This window comes from Blastomonas sp. (assembly GCF_030373265.1).
In the GTDB taxonomy this organism is placed as follows: Bacteria; Pseudomonadota; Alphaproteobacteria; order Sphingomonadales; family Sphingomonadaceae; genus Blastomonas.
This window is the reverse complement of record NZ_JAUCZC010000042.1, coordinates 1-17,142: the sequence shown is the minus strand read 5'-3', so window position 1 is coordinate 17,142 and position 17,142 is coordinate 1. Positions and strand designations below refer to the sequence as shown.

Here is a 17,142-nt window from a genome sequence, read left to right as displayed (position 1 = left end):
CGCAAAATCGATGCTGTCAGCGATCAGCGCAAGGTGGGGTCAGCGCCCCGCTTACCGATGATGGGGTTCGGAGTACGTTTCAATCCCTGAGCGTCAGTCGGCGGGTATCGAAGTGGCGACTTCCTCTCTGCGGGGCCGCCTTGCTCCCTGCCTGATGTCGGCAAGCCAGACCGCCAGGCAGATTGCGATGCCGATAGCTGTCCCTGCGACCACGCCCATCGAGGGCTGTTTAAGCAGCGCACCGGCGAACGCGCCGGCGATGACCGACAGCGCGAGGAGCGACCCACCAGCTCGGGGGTTCTTTACGACAGGCGCGGACATTAGGTGAGGTCCCTTCCTGATCTCGAGGATGCCAGCATAACCCACATCGGGGCAGACTCCACATTTAACGCAGACTCCTCGCCGAGATCTTCTTCCGGCGGAACGACGGAGGCGCATGGCAACGGCTTCGCGATCACGCCGGAACGTGGGTGGCGATTTCGAGGCGCCCGCATCCATACCCCGCACCGAGCGCACCAGGAGCAGATTTGGAACTTCACAAAAGCCGTGCGGAGGAGTTGGAAGACGGGGCCGCTGTCGACCAGCAGGCGCTAGTCGCTTCGCATGATGAAAGCCTCGGCGCGATGCCGCGACGGGCAGAACCTGTGGGTTTGGCAAGCGTCGGGCCTGTCGCGCCCTCTGGCCACTCTCTGACGGCGCTTTCGGCAGCGGAGCGGAGATTCGGGCACCAGCTGGTCGAATGCGGACCCGGCTTGCGTGCGTATGGCCGGTCCCTATCGGGTGGTCAGGACCTCGCCGAGGACCTCGTGCAGGAAACGATGCTGAGGGCGTGGAAGGCACGGGCATCTTTTGAGCCGGGCAGCAATCTGCAAGCCTGGACGCGCGTGATCCTGCGTAACGTGTTTCTAAGCGGCAGGCGGCGCAGCCGGTTCGTCGGCGAATGGGACGATCGGATCGCCGATCGCAAACTCATTTCGGCAGCAACGCAGCTGGAGCAGATCGAATTGACCGATGTGGCGCGCGCGCTGGACCGGCTGCCAGAAGAACAGCGGGAGGCGGTCTTGCTGTTCGGCGTAGAGGGGCTGTCGATAGAGGAAATCGCGGTTGCCACCGCCGTCGCGACCGGGACCGTGAAGAGCAGGATCGGGCGAGGGCGTGCGGCGATAAAGAGTCTGTTGGCTCACGAAAGCGCGCTTGGTACCCGGATAGCTGCCGCGCAGGCTGGGACGTCATCGTTGTCGGACAAATGCGAGGCCATCGCGTTGCAGCGCTCTGCCGCAGCCCGGGTCAAGCGGCGACGAAATCTGCACGCCCGCCGCGCTTTGGGCATGACCTTGATCGGCTGACGAGTTCGCGCCGAAACTGCGCGAAGAGCCGCGACGCGTCATCCGCGCTGTGCCGTGCCCCGCCTGACGCCGTCGGCGGATCCCAGCCTAAGGGCGATCAGCGCCCGCGCGCGAAGCGTCCGATGAGCTTTGGCAGAATGCGGGGGGCGGCGAGGAGACCGAGGAAGCCGATCGCCCAGACGACTATGATAAGCGGCTTCAGGACCGCTTTCAGGAAGACCGCGGCCTGGCCGAGAAAGCCGCCGGCGTTGATGCTCTGCGCCACGCTGGCCGCCTCCTTGCCGACTCCAGTCGCGAGGCCCTTGCCGCTATCAAGCACGAGACCGGCATTGGCCGCCATCCATCCGAGTACCGGATCGACAAGCGCGTAAGCGGTCCAGGCGAGCAGTGACCAGATCACGATGCCGGCGAGCACAACCATTGACGAGATCGACCTGGAAACTTTCTCTTCGTGGTACTGGCCTGGTGGCCTGCCCGTTCGTTCCTCGTAGGGGAAGCCATGCTCGCCGGGATCAACCCTTTGCGGGCGACCATAGCGCCTGTGTCCGCCCATGTCTGTCTCCGTTTTGGTGGCTAACATCCCTCACCTCAGGTTGCCCTGATATGAGGCCGAATGGCTTATGAAAGAATTTCTTGGGGCTTATTGGAACCGTGACGAGTTTGAAGGGTCGGCAAAGAACCAAAACGAAACTCAAGTTCCGTTGTGAACTGTCTGCGCAGAATCCACGCTGAGAGTATCAGCAGCCGGGCGGCATCCCAAGCCGAGCTCATTCGGCATGATTGAGCGAAGCGATCTTCCGCCGTTTGAAGCAGCTCGAGGGTGGCAACTTCGTCGCATCTGATCTGATCCGAATATCGGATATTCGACCTGTGAGGGCAATTGCGCCACGGCGTGATCTGCTGGAAGAAATCGTCGAGCGGAACCGCCAGCATGGCGCCTCCGAGAGGAGCAAGCCGCTCGTGAAGTTCGGGAAGGGTCGCCAGTCTCTCCGCGCGACACATTTTCCACCGTCGCAGAGTGTCGAGAACGAGCTTCTCGGCTGCACCGAGTTTGTGGAGGCCGCGGCGGCCGCATACGGATATCTGGATCACGGCCCGCCTTTCGAGTGCTTCGTCGACAGCTCAAAGAATGACTCTCCCTTGTGAGGGCCTTGCCTTCCTCGCCATCGAGGTGAAGTCCGGCGACAATCCATCTCCGGTCTGAGAGGGATCGTTATCATCCCGGCCCTCGGGGAGTATGATCGAGAAGCCTGAAGCCAGCGTGCAGCGACGATTACATCCTTGTTATGCTCGAGGCTGGAACTTGGGGCGACGCGCCAAAGGTGCAATGGACGCCCGGGGGAGAAAATCGGCACATGCCTCCGCGCGGCAAGGCGCCAGTGCTGCAACGGGCCGTCAGCTAGAGGTTTCAGTCAGATGATCAATCCGTTTTTCATGTTTGCGACCGGTATCGAGAACAGCATTCCGACGGTCGACAACGGCAGGGTGCGCGTTGATGAGATGGAGAAGTGCGGATTCTATACGAATTGGCGCACAGATTTCGACCTTCTTGAGGAGATCGGTATCCGCTTTCTCCGGTACGGGCCGCCACTGCACCGGACGTTCCTAGCGGCGGAACGGTTCGACTGGGAGTTTGCCGATCTGACGATGAACCGGTTGAAGCAGCTCGATATCGTGCCGATCGTCGACCTCTGTCATTTCGGCGTGCCCGACTGGATCGGCAACTTTCAAAACCCGGACTTTCCCAGTCTCTTCGAGCGATACGCCAGAGCATTTGCGCAGCGCTACCCCTGGGTTCAGCTCTACACCCCCGTCAACGAGATGTTCGTCTGCGCCACCTTTTCCGGTCTCTACGGATGGTGGAATGAGCAGGGAACGACCGATCGCACATTCGTCACCGCGCTCAAGCATCTCGTCAAGGCGAACATTTTGGCGATGGGAGCCATTTTGGACGTTCGGCCCGACGCGATCTTCATCCAGTCCGAAAGCTCCGAATATTTCCACGCCGACAGCGCTGAGGCGATCGGTCCTGCAGAGGTCATGAACGCCCGGCGCTTCCTCAGCCTGGACCTGAACTATGGTCGGCGGGTCGACTCCGAGATGCACAATTATCTGCTCGCCAACGGAATGACCGCGGAGGAGTATGCGTTTTTCCTGCGCAACAGCCCGCGACATCACTGCATCATGGGCAACGACTATTACATCACCAACGAGCATCGCGTCGCGGCTGACGGGCGCACCTGGGCAGCGGGCGATGTGTTCGGCTATGACGAGATCACCCGGCAGTATCATGACCGCTACCGGCTCCCTGTAATGCACACTGAGACGAACCTCAGCCAAGGACCGAATGGCGATGAAGCCGTGCAATGGCTCTGGAAGCAGTGGGCGAACGTGCTGCGGGTGCGCAACTCAGGCGTGCCGACGGTCGGGTTCACCTGGTATTCGCTCACCGATCAGGTGGACTGGGACACCGCGCTGCGCGAGGACAATGGCCGCGTCAATCCGGTCGGCCTCTACGATCTTGACCGCAACATCAGGCCGGTCGGGCGGGCCTACAAGAAGCTGATCGAGGACTGGCAGAACGTCCTGCCTACGCAGAGCGTCTGCCTTACCGTGCCGCTCGTGCTTCCGAGCGAGTTCGAGGAGCCGTTCGTAAAGCGCCGCATGGAGTGGATGCGGCAATATCATGAGCGACGCCCCCAGTCCGGCGCTGAGGAGGCGGTACAGGTTTGATCAAGGGCATGATGATGTGGCCCGCCTCCTTCCGCAGGTGCGTGGTTGGCGCCGGTTGGATCCTTGCCGCTCGCCCTTCAGCGAACCTGCTGAAGCAAGGCAGCGATAGCCCGCGGCGCAGGGTTTGTGCAGCCCGCCGAACGGCAGATTATCCATGTCGCGATTCGACGGTGCTGCTATGACCTCGGCCATGATCCGAATACAATCCAAGCGCCTGATGCTCATCCTCTTTGCCGTCGCCCTGATAAGCCTTGGAGTCGGCGTGACCGCATGGAAGCTCACCGCTGGGAGACAAGTCGAAGCGATCGACGCGCCCTTGGCCGGCGCTAAGATCGGTGGCCCGTTCCGGCTGATCGACCAGGATGGGAAGGTGCTCAGCAGCGAAAGTCTCAAGGGGCGATATCGGCTGATGTATTTCGGCTACACCTACTGTCCTGACATCTGTCCGACAGACGTTCAGAAGATGAGCCAAGGCCTGCGTGCATTTGAAGCGCAAGACTCCAAGCGGGCGGCCACGGTGCAACCGATCATGGTCACCATTGACCCCGAGCGCGATACCCCCGCGGTAATGAAGCAGTTCGTCCGTGCCTTTCACCCGCGGCTGATCGGGTTGACCGGTAGCCCGGCGCAGGTGAAGGCCGCGCTCTCCACCTTCGCCATCTATGCGCGCCGCGCCGGGCCTCCGGCTGCTACCGATTACCTGATGGATCACAGCGCGATCATGTATCTGATGGGTCCCGACGGCGAGCCGATTACTTTCTTCGCACGCGACGCCACCCCGGACCAGATCGCCGCCGACCTCGCGAAGTACGTGCGGTAAAGGGCGGCCGAGGCATTTACGCCCTGCTTAGTGCCGCGGAATCCAATAAGATGCAGCGCAGGCTCGGTTCGAAGCAGTGGGTGGCTGGCAGCTCGGCGCGGGGGCGGTGCTCCCGGTTGGCGGAAAGGGTGGTCGCCCTCGCGAGTCTGGTCGGACGGCTCGGTCAATCGCGACGCAACACTTCTGTTGGGCTGTCGCTTGGCTTTTGAGCGACGTGAAGGGGTCGGAACGAACTGCCGACGCTCTCTATCAGGCGAATCTCCCAGCGGCAGCGATCATTTCCACGATCGTTTCAAAGCTTGTTGCACCAGCGGGTTGCCGCCCCCGAGCCACCGAGGAACGGAGAGATTCTGCGATCGGAGGAACTCCGGATTGAAGAGCTTTGACTGATAGCGGGTTCCATAATCGCAGAGCATGGTCACGATCGTGCGGCCGGGACCGAGCTGCGCGGCCAGGCGAACCGCACCGGCCAAGTTCACTCCCGATGAGGGGCCGAGGCAAAGACCCTCATGCTCGAGAAGATCGAAGACCGTGGGGATGGATTCATCGTCGGGTATGCGGAAGGAGAAGTCGGGGGTGAAGCCTTCGAGGTTAGAGGTGATCCGCCCCTGGCCGATGCCTTCGGTGATCGAAGTGCCCTCCGAGCTGAGCTCGCCGCTCGTATAATAGCTGAAGAGGGCAGCGCCCGGCGGGTCCGCAAGCGCGATCGCTATGCCTGGGTTCCGCTCCCTGAGAGCGATGCTGACACCTGCCAGGGTGCCGCCGGTGCCGACCGCGCTTACGAAGCCGTCCACCTTACCGCTGGTCTGCTCCCAGATTTCCGGACCTGTGGTTTCTATATGGGCCTGTCGGTTGGCGACATTGTCGAACTGGTTTGCCCAGACGGCGCCATTGGGTTCGCGGTCGGCCAGCTCCAGCGCGAGACGCCCGGACAGCTTCACATAATTATTCTCGTCGGCGTAAGGGACGGCCGGTACTTCGACGAGCTCGGCGCCCGCCAGCCGAAGCATGTCCTTCTTCTCGCGGCTCTGCGTCTCCGGGATGACGATCACGGTGCGGTAGCCGAGCGCGTTTGCGACTAGGGTGAGGCCTATCCCGGTATTGCCCGCGGTTCCCTCGACGATGACGCCACCCGGCCGGAGCATTCCGCTGCGCTCGGCGTCCCGGATGATGAAGAGGGCGGCCCTGTCCTTCACCGACTGGCCGGGGTTCATGAACTCGGCCTTGCCGAGGATCTCGCAGCCGGTCTGCTCCGAGGCTCGCCGGAGCCTGATCAGCGGCGTGTTGCCGATCGCGTCGATGACGTCGCGGTGAATGGTCAAAGCGTTATATCCTCTCGTGGCCGTTGCCGCGCGGTTGTAAGAGCGATTCGTGCTAGCCTTGAACCGAAGGGCCGGGGGGCTCCATGGCCTCCGCATTCCCCATCTCGGGACAGTCGCCGCACAGACGGTTGGCCGGCACCGCGATGTCGATCCGCTTTGGATAGGGCAGGTCTAGCGCGGCCATGATCTCGATAAACTGTTCGAGCGTCTTGCCGCCACCCAACCGCGGGTTACGCTCGCGCTCCTGAGCCACCGTCGTGACATGGCGGTGCTGGTAGTCGTGCGCCGGGTAGACGAGCGTGTCGCAAGGAAGCGTGAATATTTTCTCGTGGATCGACCGGTAAAGCGCCCCCGCATCACCGTTCTGGAAGTCCGTGCGGCCACAGCCGTCGATCAGGAGGGCATCACCGGTGAACACGCGGCGCGAGCCGGGCAGATCGATAAGGTAGCTGTGGTGCGCGTCGTTGTGGCCCGGCGTGAAAAGGGGCTGGAAGGTGAGGCTGCCGACGCCAAGCGGGTTGGCCTCACTGACGCCAACGTCCGCACATGGAAGGCCATCCATTCCCGGATATGCGACCCTTGAGCCGGTCAGGCTGCGTAGCCGGCACGCGGACGTTACATGGTCCGCGTGAATGTGGGTTTCCAGCGTATATTCGAGCGTCAGCCCCAGCTCCTGCAGGACGGCAAGATCGCGATCGACGGTCTCGAGAACCGGATCGAGCAGCACCGCTTTTCCTGTGTCGCGGCAGCCGATCAGGTACGTATAGGTCGAGGACTCCGGCTCGAAGAGCTGCCGAAAGATCATTGCTCTGCTCGTGCGCCGGGCACTGCTTCTCGCCCTTCGGGCAACCCGGCAGCGGCAGCTTCTGCGTCGGCAGCGGCTTCTCCGCCGGGTTCACCCGGCTCGGCCGCTGCTGACGCCCGGAGGACTTCGACGCGCTCAAGATAGGCTTCCGCCAGCTTGTAGTGCGCGGCCGTGACCTCGGGCGTCTCGGAGCGTTGCGCCATCTCGAGCTCCTTCTCGGCGCGGCGTTGAAGGTAATCGAGATCATCATCATCAGACATGTCCACCTCCCTCGGGATTGATCGGCTCACCGAGCCAGCTACTCGACAGCATAAGCCTTCGTGCCCCCGGCGCCGAAGCTCAGCACCTTGAACGGCGCGGTCTTCGGCCCGGACATACCAGGGGACCCCGACGGCATGCCGGGCAGAGCGATCCCGCGGATGGCGGGCTTCTCCTTCAGCATCCGCTGCACCGCTGCTACCGGCACATGCCCTTCCACGGCATAGCCGCCCACCATCGTGGTATGGCAGCCTTGAAGCGCGTCGGGCACTCCAGCGCGCGCTTTGAAAGCGGCGAGATCCTCGATCGAAACCACTTTCACGTTCAGCCCTGCACTCCGTAGCGCCGCGGCGTGGCCGTCGCAGCACTCGCAACCGGGATTCTTGTACATCACGGCATTCGCCCGACCGGCTGCCCCTGCCGTAGCCGGGGAGGTGAAGGCAGCGCCGAGCAGGACCAGCGCGGTTACTTGCTTCAACATCGATAAAGCTCCTTTGTTTGCAGACTATGTTTCAATCCAACGCCACCGCCACGGCGGGACTGCCGGACCTGAACTGTGGCCAGGCCTGGCGAAGCACCCGGATCGCGGAACGGAAGAACAACACCGCGATGACGGCGCCCACGAGGATGTCGGGCCAGGCCGCCCCAGTTGCGTAGACGCCGCCGGCGGCGAGAAGGACTCCGGTGTTGGCGATGACGTCGTTGCGCGAACACTCGAACGTGCTGGACAGGTTCACGTCGCGGTGGCGGAATCGGTAGAGCAGCGCGAGGCAAGAGAGGTTGGCAACCAGCGCGATCAGCCCGAACAGAACCATCGTGCCGGCGGCGGGGGTCCCGCCGTTGACCAGCTTCAACGCCGCTTCGATCATGACCCAGATGCCGAAGGCAGCGATGATCCCGCCCTTCGCGACCGCAGCGCCGGCACGCCAGCGCAGGCTGCGTTGAAGTGCGTAGAGGCTCAGTATGTAGACCAGCGCATCCCCCAGCATGTCGACCGAGTCCGCCATGAGCGCGGTGGAGTTCGCCAGCATCCCGGCCGTGAACTCAGCAACAAACATGGCGAGGTTGATCGCAAGAACCACTTGAAGCACGCGCTTGACGCCCAAATGAGCGCTCAAGGCGGCGATCTCCTGCTCCTTGGCCGAGCAGCAGTCGTCACCCGTCAGGTGCGCACCTCCGGCAGGGCCGGGGTGAGGCTCGTGAGACACGGTATCGTTGCTCGGGTCGGAAGAGCTGCCTGAGCAGCAGGCGTCGCCGTCGTGCGGCGCCGCAACGCGTGCCGTCGCCGGCGCAAGAGGGGCCGTGGAGCGCTCTGACGATATCATCAGCGCCGCATCGCTTTTCTCGCGCTTCGGGCCGCCAGCATCTCCGCAGCAGTCCTCCATAGCCAGCTCTCCGCATTCACAAACACATGCTCGTCCCTATCTATAGGGCCTCTAGGGCCCAAACCCAATCAGCGGGTTGAGGCAGGCATGGTTTTCTGATTCACCACGGATGCGGGGGCGACGGAGGTGTGCATGGCGTTATTCTGGTTGTCGGACGACGCGTGGGCAGCGATCGAGCCGCATCTGCCCAAGAACCAGCCCGGAGCGCGCAGGGTGGACGATCGTCGGGTGATCTCTGGTATCCTGCACGTGCTCAAGAGCGGGGGCCGCTGGTGCGACTGCCCAGCCGACTACGGCCCGGCGACCACCGTCTACAATCGGTTCAACCGCTGGTCGGCGCGCGGCTTCTGGCTGAAGCTGCTTGATGCCTTGGTTGATGCGGGCGCGGTCACGAAGAGCACCGCGATCGACAGCACGTACGTGAAGGCGCAGCGTGCCGCGTTCGGAGGTAAAAGGGGGCTAAAGCGCAGGCGATCGGCCGCTCGCGCGGTGGCTGGACGACCAAGATCCACGCCCTCACGGACGTCGTCGGTCGCCCGTTCGCGCTGATGCTGACGCCCGGTAACGTCGCCGACGTGACCGCCGCACCCGAGCTGCTCGCCCGCATGGGCCGGGCGCGGTATGTGCTCGCCGACAAGGGGTATGACGCCGATCCGCTCCGTCGCGCGCTTCGGCAAGCCGGAGCCGTGCCGGTCATCCCGGGCCGCTCCAGCCGCAAGCGCAAAGTCCGCTATGACCGCGAGCGCTACAAGGACCGCCACCTGGTCGAAAACGCCTTCTGCCGCCTCAAGGACTTCCGCCGCGTCGCCACCCGCTACGACAAGCTCGCCGCCAACTTCCTCTCAGGCGTGGCGCTCGCAACCGCTCTCGCGTTCTGGCTGTGAATGAGTCTGGAGCCTAGCTGCTATAGGTTCAAGGGCATGGGTAAAATCCTCTCGATTGGAGCGTTGGCCACTCTCACAGGGTGCAAGGTGGTGACCATCCGCTATTATGAGCAGATCGGGATGCTGCTCGAGCCTGGCCGCAGCGCGGGTGGACACCGGGTCTATGACCGCCATCATCTCGAGCGCCTCAGGTTCATCCGGAAGGCGCGCGAGCTCGGCTTTCCGCTCGAGACCGTGCGGGGGCTTCTTGCCCTTTCGGAGCGATCGGACGACGCGCCCTGTGAGGAGGTGGACAGGATGGCCGCCACACGTCTCCGCGAGGTCCGAGCCAAGATCGCGGACCTCAGGGCACTTGAAGCCACGCTCGAGCGTCTCCTGAAGCAATGCGGGCACACCACCCTCGACGAATGCCGCATCCTCGACGCATTCCGAGGCGAGCCCCCGATCGCGGGGGTTTGACTAGCTATTGGCTTCAATGTCGCGACGATCGCCTGCACTTAATCCTGCGGCTGCGGCGTAACACGTAAATAGGGCTTCAGGGTCCGCCAGCCGCCCGGGAACTTCTCGCGGGCCTGCTCATCGCTGAGTGAAGGGACGATGATGACGTCCTCGCCCTGCCGCCAGTTCACCGGCGTCGCGACGCTGTGTTTGGAGGTCAGTTGCAGAGAGTCGATGACGCGCAGGATCTCTTCAAAGTTGCGGCCGGTGCTCGCCGGATAGGTGATGCTGAGCTTCAGCTTCTTGTCGGGCCCGATCACAAATACGGAGCGGACGGTGAGCGTGTCGCTCGCTTTGGGGTGGATCATCCCGTAAAGTTCGGCGATCCGGCGGTCAGGATCGGCGATCATCGGAAAATTGAGCGCGTGGCCCTGCGTCTCGGCTATGTCGCCCGCCCAGGCGTGATGATCCTCAATGGGATCAACGCTCAGCCCGATTACCTTGGTATTGCGCTTGTCGAATTCGGGTTTGAGGCGGGCGACCTCCCCGAGCTCGGTCGTGCAGACGGGTGTGAAGTCCTTCGGGTGCGAGAACAGCACCGCCCAGCCATCTCCCATCCACTCATGAAAACGGATCGGGCCTTCGGTCGTGTCGGCCTCAAAGTCCGGCGCGGTATCGCCTAGCTGCAACGTCATGCGCTTTTCTCCTCTTGTGAGAGCAGGCAAGTGGGCAGGACGCCATTGCTGCTAACAGACATGATGTAGGTGCTATACCCACTATAGCTTCAAGAGGCGGAACGTCGAGCCGAGCAGGCCATGCGGCGGGCGGCAAGCGGTAGAGTTGCAATTGGTTGGGCCCATCGACAGGGTTTGGGCCCGGGACGCATGGGGTTAGGCGGCCTCGGGTGTGAGTTGCAGCGCCGGTCGAGACGGCGCCCACCTTATCGAGGGTCACCGGTCTCCGGTTTAAGCGTACGTAAGAATCTACTTTTCGTGTAGTGGACACTATCAGCCCCAACGTTTTTGTCGGCTCCTTCGCGTTGCTGACGCTCAAGGAGAATATGGCATGACGGCCGCTACCGATCCCACAGCTCCAGACGAGCGACGCACGCTCTGGATCGTGCTGCTGCTGAATGCCGCGATCGCGGCGGGCTTCTTCGTCTCCGGGCTGTTTGCGGACTCCAGCGCGCTGATCGCCAACGGCGTAGACAACCTGTCGGACACGGCTGTCTATGCGCTCAGCATTATCGCGATGACCCGTGGAAACGCCTGGAAAACCCGCGCTGCGACCGCGTCCGGCGTGATGCTGCTGATCTTTGCCGGCGGCATCATGCTCGATGTCGGGCGGCGCTACATTCAGGGCAGCGAGCCGATTGGGCCAACGATGATGATCATGTCAGCGGTTGCCGGCGTGGTGAATTATACCTGCCTGCGGCTGCTCCAACGATTGAAGGAGCCGGACGTCAATCTGCGCGCCGCCACCACCTTCAGTTACAATGATTTCATATCCAACGGCGGCATCCTGATCGCTGGGTTTCTGGTGCTGTGGCTCGGCAGCAACTGGCCCGACCTGCTGGTCGGGCTCGCGACCGCCGTCATCGCGATCAAGGGTGGCATCGAGATCCTCCGCGATGCTCGCGCCGAGACCAAAAAAGATGACGCCAACCCGTCATGACCGACAAACTCGAACTCGACAGTCTTGATCCCCGAAGTGTCGGACGCGGCGGGTGCGTGCGTTGGCAATCCGTGCCAAGCTTGGAAGTCCGTGCCGTTCTCCAGCGGCACTCGTCCGCTCGCCTCGAACGCAGGCGAGGATTGGACGGTGGCTTCCTTCGGCAAGGCTGCCACAGTTTCAAAGCCCGAACGTAGGAGAGACCTTTTGGGGCAATGGATTCAGCAGCTCATCGATCAGCTCGGTTACTTCGGCATTGCGGTACTGATGTTCGCCGAGACGGTGTTCCCGCCGCTTCCCTCTGAAGTGATCATGCCGCTCGCCGGGCTGCGTGCCTCGCGCGGGGCGCTGTCGCTTCCCGGCGTGATCGCTGCCGGTGCATGCGGCGCGATGGCTGGCAACCTGGCATGGTACCTCGCTGCCCGCGCGATCGGGTTCGACCGGCTGCACGGTCTGGTTGACCGGCATGGGCGGTGGCTGACGCTCGACTGGGATGAAGTGGAGCGCGCTCAAGGCTGGTTCCGCCGCCATGGAGCGGCGTTTGTGTGCCTCGGACGGATGGTGCCCACGGTCCGCTCCGTGGTCTCGATCCCCGCCGGCCTGTTGTGGATGCCGCTCGCGCGCTTCCTGTTATGGTCGTCGCTCGGAACGACGGCGTGGACGGCAGCGCTTTCGTACGCCGGTTACATGCTCGGCCAGCGCTACACGGCGGTTGACCGCTACCTCGGCCCGGTCTCCACCGCTGTCATCGTAATCCTCGTGCTCTGGTACGCTTGGCGGGTGGCCACGTGGAAGCGCCAAGCATGACTGAACGAGCGGAGGCAAAGGGAGCAACTACTCGCCGCGCCTTTTGGCGGACCGCACAGGCAACGCGCGCGGCGGTGATCGTCGATGCCGATGCCTATTTCACCGCAGCACGGTCAGCGATGCTGAAAGCCGAGCGGCGCATCTTCCTGGTCGGCTGGGATTTCGACGCCCGCATCCGCTTCGGCGAGGGGGATGATGGGGGGCCGCCGACCGTAGGCGCATTCATCAGCTGGCTGGTGAGGCGTCGTCCCGGACTCCACGTCCATATCCTTCGTTGGGATGTAGGCGCGCTGAAGACGCTGTTTCACGGCCGTACATTGCTGACGATCCTGCGCTGGATCCGCGATCCGCAGATCCATCTCAAGCTCGATGGTCATCACCCGGTCGCGGCGTCCCACCACCAGAAGGTCATTGTGATCGACGATTGCGTCGCTTTCTGCGGTGGAATCGACATGACCCGCGACCGCTGGGACACGCGCGCGCACGATGACCAGGAGCCTCGCCGGGTGGAACCCGACGGCAAACCCTACGGCCCCTGGCACGATGCTGCAATGGCGCTGGAGGGTCCGGCGGCGCGCGCCCTGGGCGATGCCTGCCACGACCGCTGGCGCGCTGCCGGCGGGCGGCCGCTCGAGCCCGTTGAAGGTGGCGGGGATTGTTGGCCCGAAGGGCTGCGCGCCGACTTCGCCGATCTGCCTGTAGGCATCTCACGTACGTTGCCCAAGATGGAAGATCAGGAGCCGGTCCATGAGATCGAAGCGCTGTACGTGGCGCTGATCGCGCGTGCTCGTCGGCTGATTTACGCCGAGAGCCAGTATTTCGCCTCCCGCCGTGTCGCCGAAGCGATCGCGCGCCGCCTGGAAGAGCCAGACGGGCCCGAGATCGTCCTTGTGAACCCGACCACCGCGAACGGATGGCTCGAGCCAATCGCGATGGATACAGCGCGTGCGCGGCTGGTCGGAGCTCTGCGCGAGCGCGACGTTCACGGACGCTTCCGGCTCTACCATCCCTTCACTGCGGCCGGTGAGCCCATCTACGTTCATGCCAAGGTGACGATCATCGACGATCAGATAATCAGGGTCGGCTCTTCCAACTTCAACAATCGCTCGCTGCGCCTCGATACCGAATGCGACGTCACGATCGACGCCGCCGCATCTGATAGATCGGCCGACGCGGCGCTGGCAATCGCCGGCATCCGTGACGGGCTCGTCGCCGAGCACCTTGGCGTAAGCCGCGCCGTCGTCAGCGCGAAGCTCGCGCAAACCGGGTCGCTGATAGAGACCCTTACCGCACTCCAAACCTCAGGACGGTCGCTGCGCGATTATGTCCTGCCGGACCTGTCCGCGCTTGGGGAATGGCTCGCGGACAGCAAGCTGCTCGACCCCGAGGGTCCCGACGAGATGTTCGAGCCGCTCTCCCGGCGCAGGAGCCTGCTGTTCCACTTGCGCCACCGGCATGGAAGACTTTTGCGACGGCCGATCGCCTAAGTCGCCTCCAGACCATAGCGGTGGACACCTAAAGACCTTCGTAGCGGCGCTCAGCGGACGCGCGCTACTGGATACACTTGCACGCGTCGGTCGCCCGAGCATATGCTTAACGAATTATAATCACCTTTACTCAACGGTGACCGGAACTTCCTTATAGGCCGGACGGGTAGCGCGATGAATGTGAACAGGGTGGCGGAGGTGATGGCGTTGCGCAACACCATCCTCCAGCGCAATGCGGTACTACGCGAAGCCGTTTCGACCCAGGGCGCCAACACGACTGGCCAGCCGGAGGGCGCGGCGGCAACGCCGAGCTTCGCGGCAACGTTGCAAACCGCGCTCAACAAGGTGAACGCGCTCCAGGAACAGGAGGACGTCGTTACGGAGGCCTATGAGCGCGGCGAGACCACCGATATCGCCACCGTTGCGCTGATGCAGCAGCGTGCCTCGATATCGTTCGAGGCGACGCTGCAGGTCCGCAACAAGCTTCTTTCCGCTTACAAGGACGTCATGAACATGGCGGTGTGAGCCGCCAAGGCGCGCCCGGCTCGGAGCAGCGAATGACAACAAGGTTCGTGGCGTCATCGTGCAACGCCGGTGAACTTTCTTCTTACCGCCGTTCGGCTCTGCCGGCGTGGTCCGGATAGCGATGGCCGCCGCGCCAATCGTGCTCTGGATAAGAACGGGCAATCGGGTCGGGTGAAGGCTGCGGCATCCTGTACGCGGGAGGTGGTGGCTTGTACGCAGGAGACGGGGGCGAGGCAGCAGGGTAGCCGCCGTAGCTTCCGCCCTCATAGGCGTGGCCGCCGTCCCAGCTAACCCCGCCGTGCCCGCCGCTCCAACTGACGCCGGCGCCATGGGTCTTGCGCTGTGCACTCGCGGGCGAGATTACCAGACTTGCGACGACCACCGTGCTCAGACCCAGGAAGATTGTTCTGATCACGGTTGCTCTCCTCGCGCACATGCAAAGGCTTGACGACTGACCTTCACCGATCGGCTCATCTCATCCGGTCAGTGCCAGTCAGTGCCGGAACAGACCGCCGAGGAATCCGCCGCGCCGGTAGCCGCCATGATCTCCCCCGCCGTGATGACCCCCATGATGCCCGCCGCGGTGCTCGTCGCCATAGCCACCGCTCCACGGACCCTGCTGGGCGTAGCCGGGAGCGGGGGACGAAATTGCCGGTCCGGGCTGGGGGGCAGCTACGGCCGCCTCATAGGCTGCGTTGCGTTCGATGATCTTGTCGAGCTCGCCGCGATCGAGCCAGATGCCCCGGCACTGCGGGCAATAGTCGACCTCGATTCCTTGCCGGTCGGCCAGCACAAGGTCCACCCGGCACACGGGACACAGCATGCCCTGCGCCCGCGAGGGTGCCGGGTTCTGGATAGGTACTAAATCAGCCATGATGAACTCCTCGTGCGGAAGGCACCCCGCAGGCGAGAGGGGTGCCTTCGTATCCTAATGCCTTCAGTAGCCGTAGTAGCGATTGCCGCCCCCTCGTTCGCGGCGTTCACGACGTTCGTGCTGCCGTTCTTCCCGCCACTCCCGGCGTTCGGCCCGGGCGTTGTGGCCGCGATCGTTATAGCGGCGGTCGTTGTAACCGCGGTCGTCGAAGCCATTGCCAGGCCCGCGATTGTAGGACCTGCCGTATTGCTCATAGGCAGAGCCATCGAAGCCGCGCGCATGGGCCTCGCCCTGATAGGGCTGCCCACCATATCCACCATAGGACTGAGCCATTGCCGGCGCGCCGAACGTGAGCGCAGCTACCGCGGCGATCAGAAAGCGTTTCATGATCATCTCCTCAATGCGGAGTGGCCGATCGCCACGCCTTGAGAACGCTATGAACTTGGCGGGATGAATGCGGCGGGTACCGAGCTGGCAGGCGTCATTCATCTTCAGTTTACAGGACTAGTGATGGCCCCCGCCGTGACCCCCGCCGTGACCCCCACCTTGGCCGCCCCCACCGTGGCCGCGGCCGAAGTGGCCGCCGCCGAAACCGATCCCCAGCCCGAACGACCCGTAATAGGGGCGGCTGTAATAGCCTCCTGGATAATATGCGCGACGGTAGTCGGCCGCCGAAACCGCAACCACACAGGTCGGCATAGCGCCTGCGGGACTGGCAGCAGGCGTGCTGGACGGAGCAGGAGATGCGCCAGGAGTTGTCGGACCGGCTTGAAGGCCGATGGGCTCGGCAAGGACCGCGCCCGGTGTGGTGCAGGGAACCCGGTAATAGGAATAACGGGGCGCATATTGCGCGGTCGTGCATCCTGCCAACAGCGCGGCCGACCCCGCGGCGAAGCCAATCAGCCTCAGTGTCCGGAACGGCATCACTCTCTCCTTGCCGGTGCGCATCGCCACCAGCCTATTTTGTTATATCTATACTACACCATGGAGCCCCCCACGCCAAGGCGCCGAAATACTTGGGGGTTGAGTAGCAACGGAACAGAAAACCTACATAAGCCCGTCTGTGGGTAAACAGGTTGGCTTTTTGCGGGACGGCATTGTTTGGTGAGAAGCGCAGGTTCGTTGTAGGCAACAGCGATGACCCAAGACAACACCGCTGCCGCAGAGTTCCGACGGGATTGGGCGCGATTTCATCCGAGCTGCTTGCCGCTCGGATGGATGCTTCGTAGCCGCGCAGGCTCGCCATGGGTTCGCTTTCACGCTCTCCCCGGTTCCAAGCGATACGCAGACGATGAAGCGGAACGGGACATCATTCTTTCGCGAGCATATGCTCTTGGCAACGGGCTGCTCGGCCTGGACCAGTGCTGTTGGGTCGTTGAGGCCGAGACCGGTGATCCGTCCGCACCGAGCGAAGTAGCGATGTCGGGTGCCGAGACCGACGATCCCGTATGGAGCTTCTATGCCCGCCGTGAGCGGTGGCGGACGGGGACGCACGATGCCAGGTTGCTCTCGATTGCTGACGATAAGCCAGGGCATGCGATTTGGATGAGGTGCGACGACGGCGCTGTGTTCGCGCCTTACGATGGCGGCTTTGACCTATTTCCGACCTCGTGGGAGGCCGTGAGCCACTTAAAAGTCGGATGGCCCGACTGGCTTTCCGATCATCCTGCCGGTCTCTGACAGCCCGATCTAAGCGTCCGCTATTAGCGCGGAAGCGGCCGTCTGGTTTTTCCAACAAACCCCGGTTTGATGCGAAGCGGCCCAGCGATTACGATCGAACTGCTGGA

The 17,142-nt window shown here is 63.2% G+C and carries 19 protein-coding genes and 1 pseudogene; 10 read left to right on the top strand and 10 right to left on the bottom strand.

From position 1 onward, the window contains the following. Positions 1–527 precede the first annotated feature (527 nt). Positions 528–1,346 carry a sigma-70 family RNA polymerase sigma factor gene (locus QUV11_RS16485; RefSeq protein WP_300884015.1) on the top strand — a complete coding sequence of 273 codons (819 nt, stop codon included), beginning with the start codon at positions 528–530 and terminating at the stop codon, positions 1,344–1,346. A gap of 97 nt (positions 1,347–1,443) precedes the next feature. On the opposite strand, the gene QUV11_RS16480 is transcribed toward QUV11_RS16485, so the two are convergent. Next, positions 1,444–1,899 carry a hypothetical protein gene (locus QUV11_RS16480; protein WP_300884013.1) on the bottom strand — a complete coding sequence of 152 codons (456 nt, stop codon included), beginning with the start codon at positions 1,897–1,899 and terminating at the stop codon, positions 1,444–1,446. Positions 1,900–2,126: 227 nt separating this feature from the next. Here QUV11_RS16480 and QUV11_RS16475 point away from each other — a divergent pair, with 227 nt between their 5' ends. From QUV11_RS16475 to QUV11_RS16465, 3 genes are all read left to right on the top strand, one after another. Then, entirely contained in the window at positions 2,127–2,492 is a 366-nt protein-coding gene (locus QUV11_RS16475) for a hypothetical protein (RefSeq protein WP_300884011.1), read from the top strand. 270 nt (positions 2,493–2,762) lie between these two features. Then, the gene (locus QUV11_RS16470; protein WP_300884010.1) at positions 2,763–4,079 is read left to right on the top strand and encodes a family 1 glycosylhydrolase; all 1,317 of its coding nucleotides are present in this window, start codon (positions 2,763–2,765) and stop codon (positions 4,077–4,079) included. Positions 4,080–4,233: 154 nt separating this feature from the next. After that, entirely contained in the window at positions 4,234–4,899 is a 666-nt protein-coding gene (locus tag QUV11_RS16465; protein ID WP_300884008.1) for an SCO family protein, read from the top strand. A gap of 275 nt (positions 4,900–5,174) precedes the next feature. Here the strand turns inward: QUV11_RS16465 and QUV11_RS16460 are convergent, their stop codons facing one another. From QUV11_RS16460 to QUV11_RS16440, 5 genes are read right to left on the bottom strand one after another with little or no spacing between them, the layout of a single operon-like run. Then, positions 5,175–6,221, bottom strand: coding sequence for a cysteine synthase A (locus QUV11_RS16460; RefSeq protein WP_300884007.1), 1,047 nt, complete (start codon positions 6,219–6,221; stop codon positions 5,175–5,177). 52 nt (positions 6,222–6,273) lie between these two features. Then, positions 6,274–7,026: an MBL fold metallo-hydrolase gene (locus QUV11_RS16455; RefSeq protein ID WP_300884005.1), complete on the bottom strand. Its 753-nt coding sequence runs from the start codon at positions 7,024–7,026 to the stop codon at positions 6,274–6,276. Further along, a complete protein-coding gene (locus QUV11_RS16450) occupies positions 7,023–7,286 on the bottom strand; it encodes a hypothetical protein (RefSeq protein WP_300884004.1) in 264 nt (87 codons plus the stop codon). Before QUV11_RS16450 ends, QUV11_RS16455 begins: the two co-directional genes overlap by 4 nt. Before the next feature lie 38 nt (positions 7,287–7,324). Continuing rightward, complete coding sequence (locus tag QUV11_RS16445) at positions 7,325–7,765, bottom strand: DUF411 domain-containing protein (protein ID WP_300884001.1); 441 nt, start codon at positions 7,763–7,765, stop codon at positions 7,325–7,327. A 31-nt stretch (positions 7,766–7,796) separates the two neighbouring features. Continuing rightward, entirely contained in the window at positions 7,797–8,669 is an 873-nt protein-coding gene (locus QUV11_RS16440) for a cation transporter (protein ID WP_300883998.1), read from the bottom strand. A gap of 132 nt (positions 8,670–8,801) precedes the next feature. Between QUV11_RS16440 and QUV11_RS16435 the strand changes: the two are divergent. Together QUV11_RS16435 and QUV11_RS16430 are read left to right on the top strand one after the other, a co-directional pair. Beyond that, positions 8,802–9,553: pseudogene (locus tag QUV11_RS16435) on the top strand (IS5 family transposase). Continuing rightward, the gene (locus QUV11_RS16430) at positions 9,554–10,012 is read left to right on the top strand and encodes a helix-turn-helix domain-containing protein (protein ID WP_367279865.1); all 459 of its coding nucleotides are present in this window, start codon (positions 9,554–9,556) and stop codon (positions 10,010–10,012) included. Between the two features lie 38 nt (positions 10,013–10,050). Here the strand turns inward: QUV11_RS16430 and QUV11_RS16425 are convergent, their stop codons facing one another. Continuing rightward, complete coding sequence (locus QUV11_RS16425; protein WP_300883992.1) at positions 10,051–10,686, bottom strand: peroxiredoxin; 636 nt, start codon at positions 10,684–10,686, stop codon at positions 10,051–10,053. 370 nt (positions 10,687–11,056) lie between these two features. On the opposite strand from QUV11_RS16425, the gene QUV11_RS16420 reads away from it, so the two are divergent. The 4 genes from QUV11_RS16420 to fliE all read left to right on the top strand — a co-directional run bounded on the left by QUV11_RS16420 (position 11,057) and on the right by fliE (position 14,481). Continuing rightward, positions 11,057–11,665 (top strand): cation transporter, encoded by a 609-nt coding sequence (locus tag QUV11_RS16420; RefSeq protein ID WP_300883990.1) that lies wholly within the window; start codon positions 11,057–11,059, stop codon positions 11,663–11,665. 204 nt (positions 11,666–11,869) lie between these two features. Further along, positions 11,870–12,469 carry a DedA family protein gene (locus QUV11_RS16415; RefSeq protein ID WP_300883988.1) on the top strand — a complete coding sequence of 200 codons (600 nt, stop codon included), beginning with the start codon at positions 11,870–11,872 and terminating at the stop codon, positions 12,467–12,469. Further along, positions 12,466–13,956 carry a phospholipase D-like domain-containing protein gene (locus QUV11_RS16410; RefSeq protein WP_300883986.1) on the top strand — a complete coding sequence of 497 codons (1,491 nt, stop codon included), beginning with the start codon at positions 12,466–12,468 and terminating at the stop codon, positions 13,954–13,956. The genes QUV11_RS16415 and QUV11_RS16410 overlap by 4 nt, the downstream gene beginning before the upstream one ends. Positions 13,957–14,130: 174 nt before the next feature. Then, positions 14,131–14,481 carry a flagellar hook-basal body complex protein FliE gene (gene fliE, locus QUV11_RS16405; protein ID WP_300883985.1) on the top strand — a complete coding sequence of 117 codons (351 nt, stop codon included), beginning with the start codon at positions 14,131–14,133 and terminating at the stop codon, positions 14,479–14,481. A gap of 82 nt (positions 14,482–14,563) precedes the next feature. On the opposite strand, the gene QUV11_RS16400 is transcribed toward fliE, so the two are convergent. From QUV11_RS16400 to QUV11_RS16390, 3 genes are all read right to left on the bottom strand, one after another. Continuing rightward, positions 14,564–14,896 carry a hypothetical protein gene (locus QUV11_RS16400; RefSeq protein ID WP_300883983.1) on the bottom strand — a complete coding sequence of 111 codons (333 nt, stop codon included), beginning with the start codon at positions 14,894–14,896 and terminating at the stop codon, positions 14,564–14,566. Positions 14,897–14,974: 78 nt separating this feature from the next. Next, positions 14,975–15,355 carry a zf-TFIIB domain-containing protein gene (locus QUV11_RS16395; RefSeq protein WP_300883981.1) on the bottom strand — a complete coding sequence of 127 codons (381 nt, stop codon included), beginning with the start codon at positions 15,353–15,355 and terminating at the stop codon, positions 14,975–14,977. Between the two features lie 63 nt (positions 15,356–15,418). Continuing rightward, positions 15,419–15,742, bottom strand: a complete 324-nt coding sequence (locus tag QUV11_RS16390) for a hypothetical protein (RefSeq protein ID WP_300883980.1) — start codon at positions 15,740–15,742, stop codon at positions 15,419–15,421. Between the last annotated feature and the right edge of the window lie 1,400 nt (positions 15,743–17,142).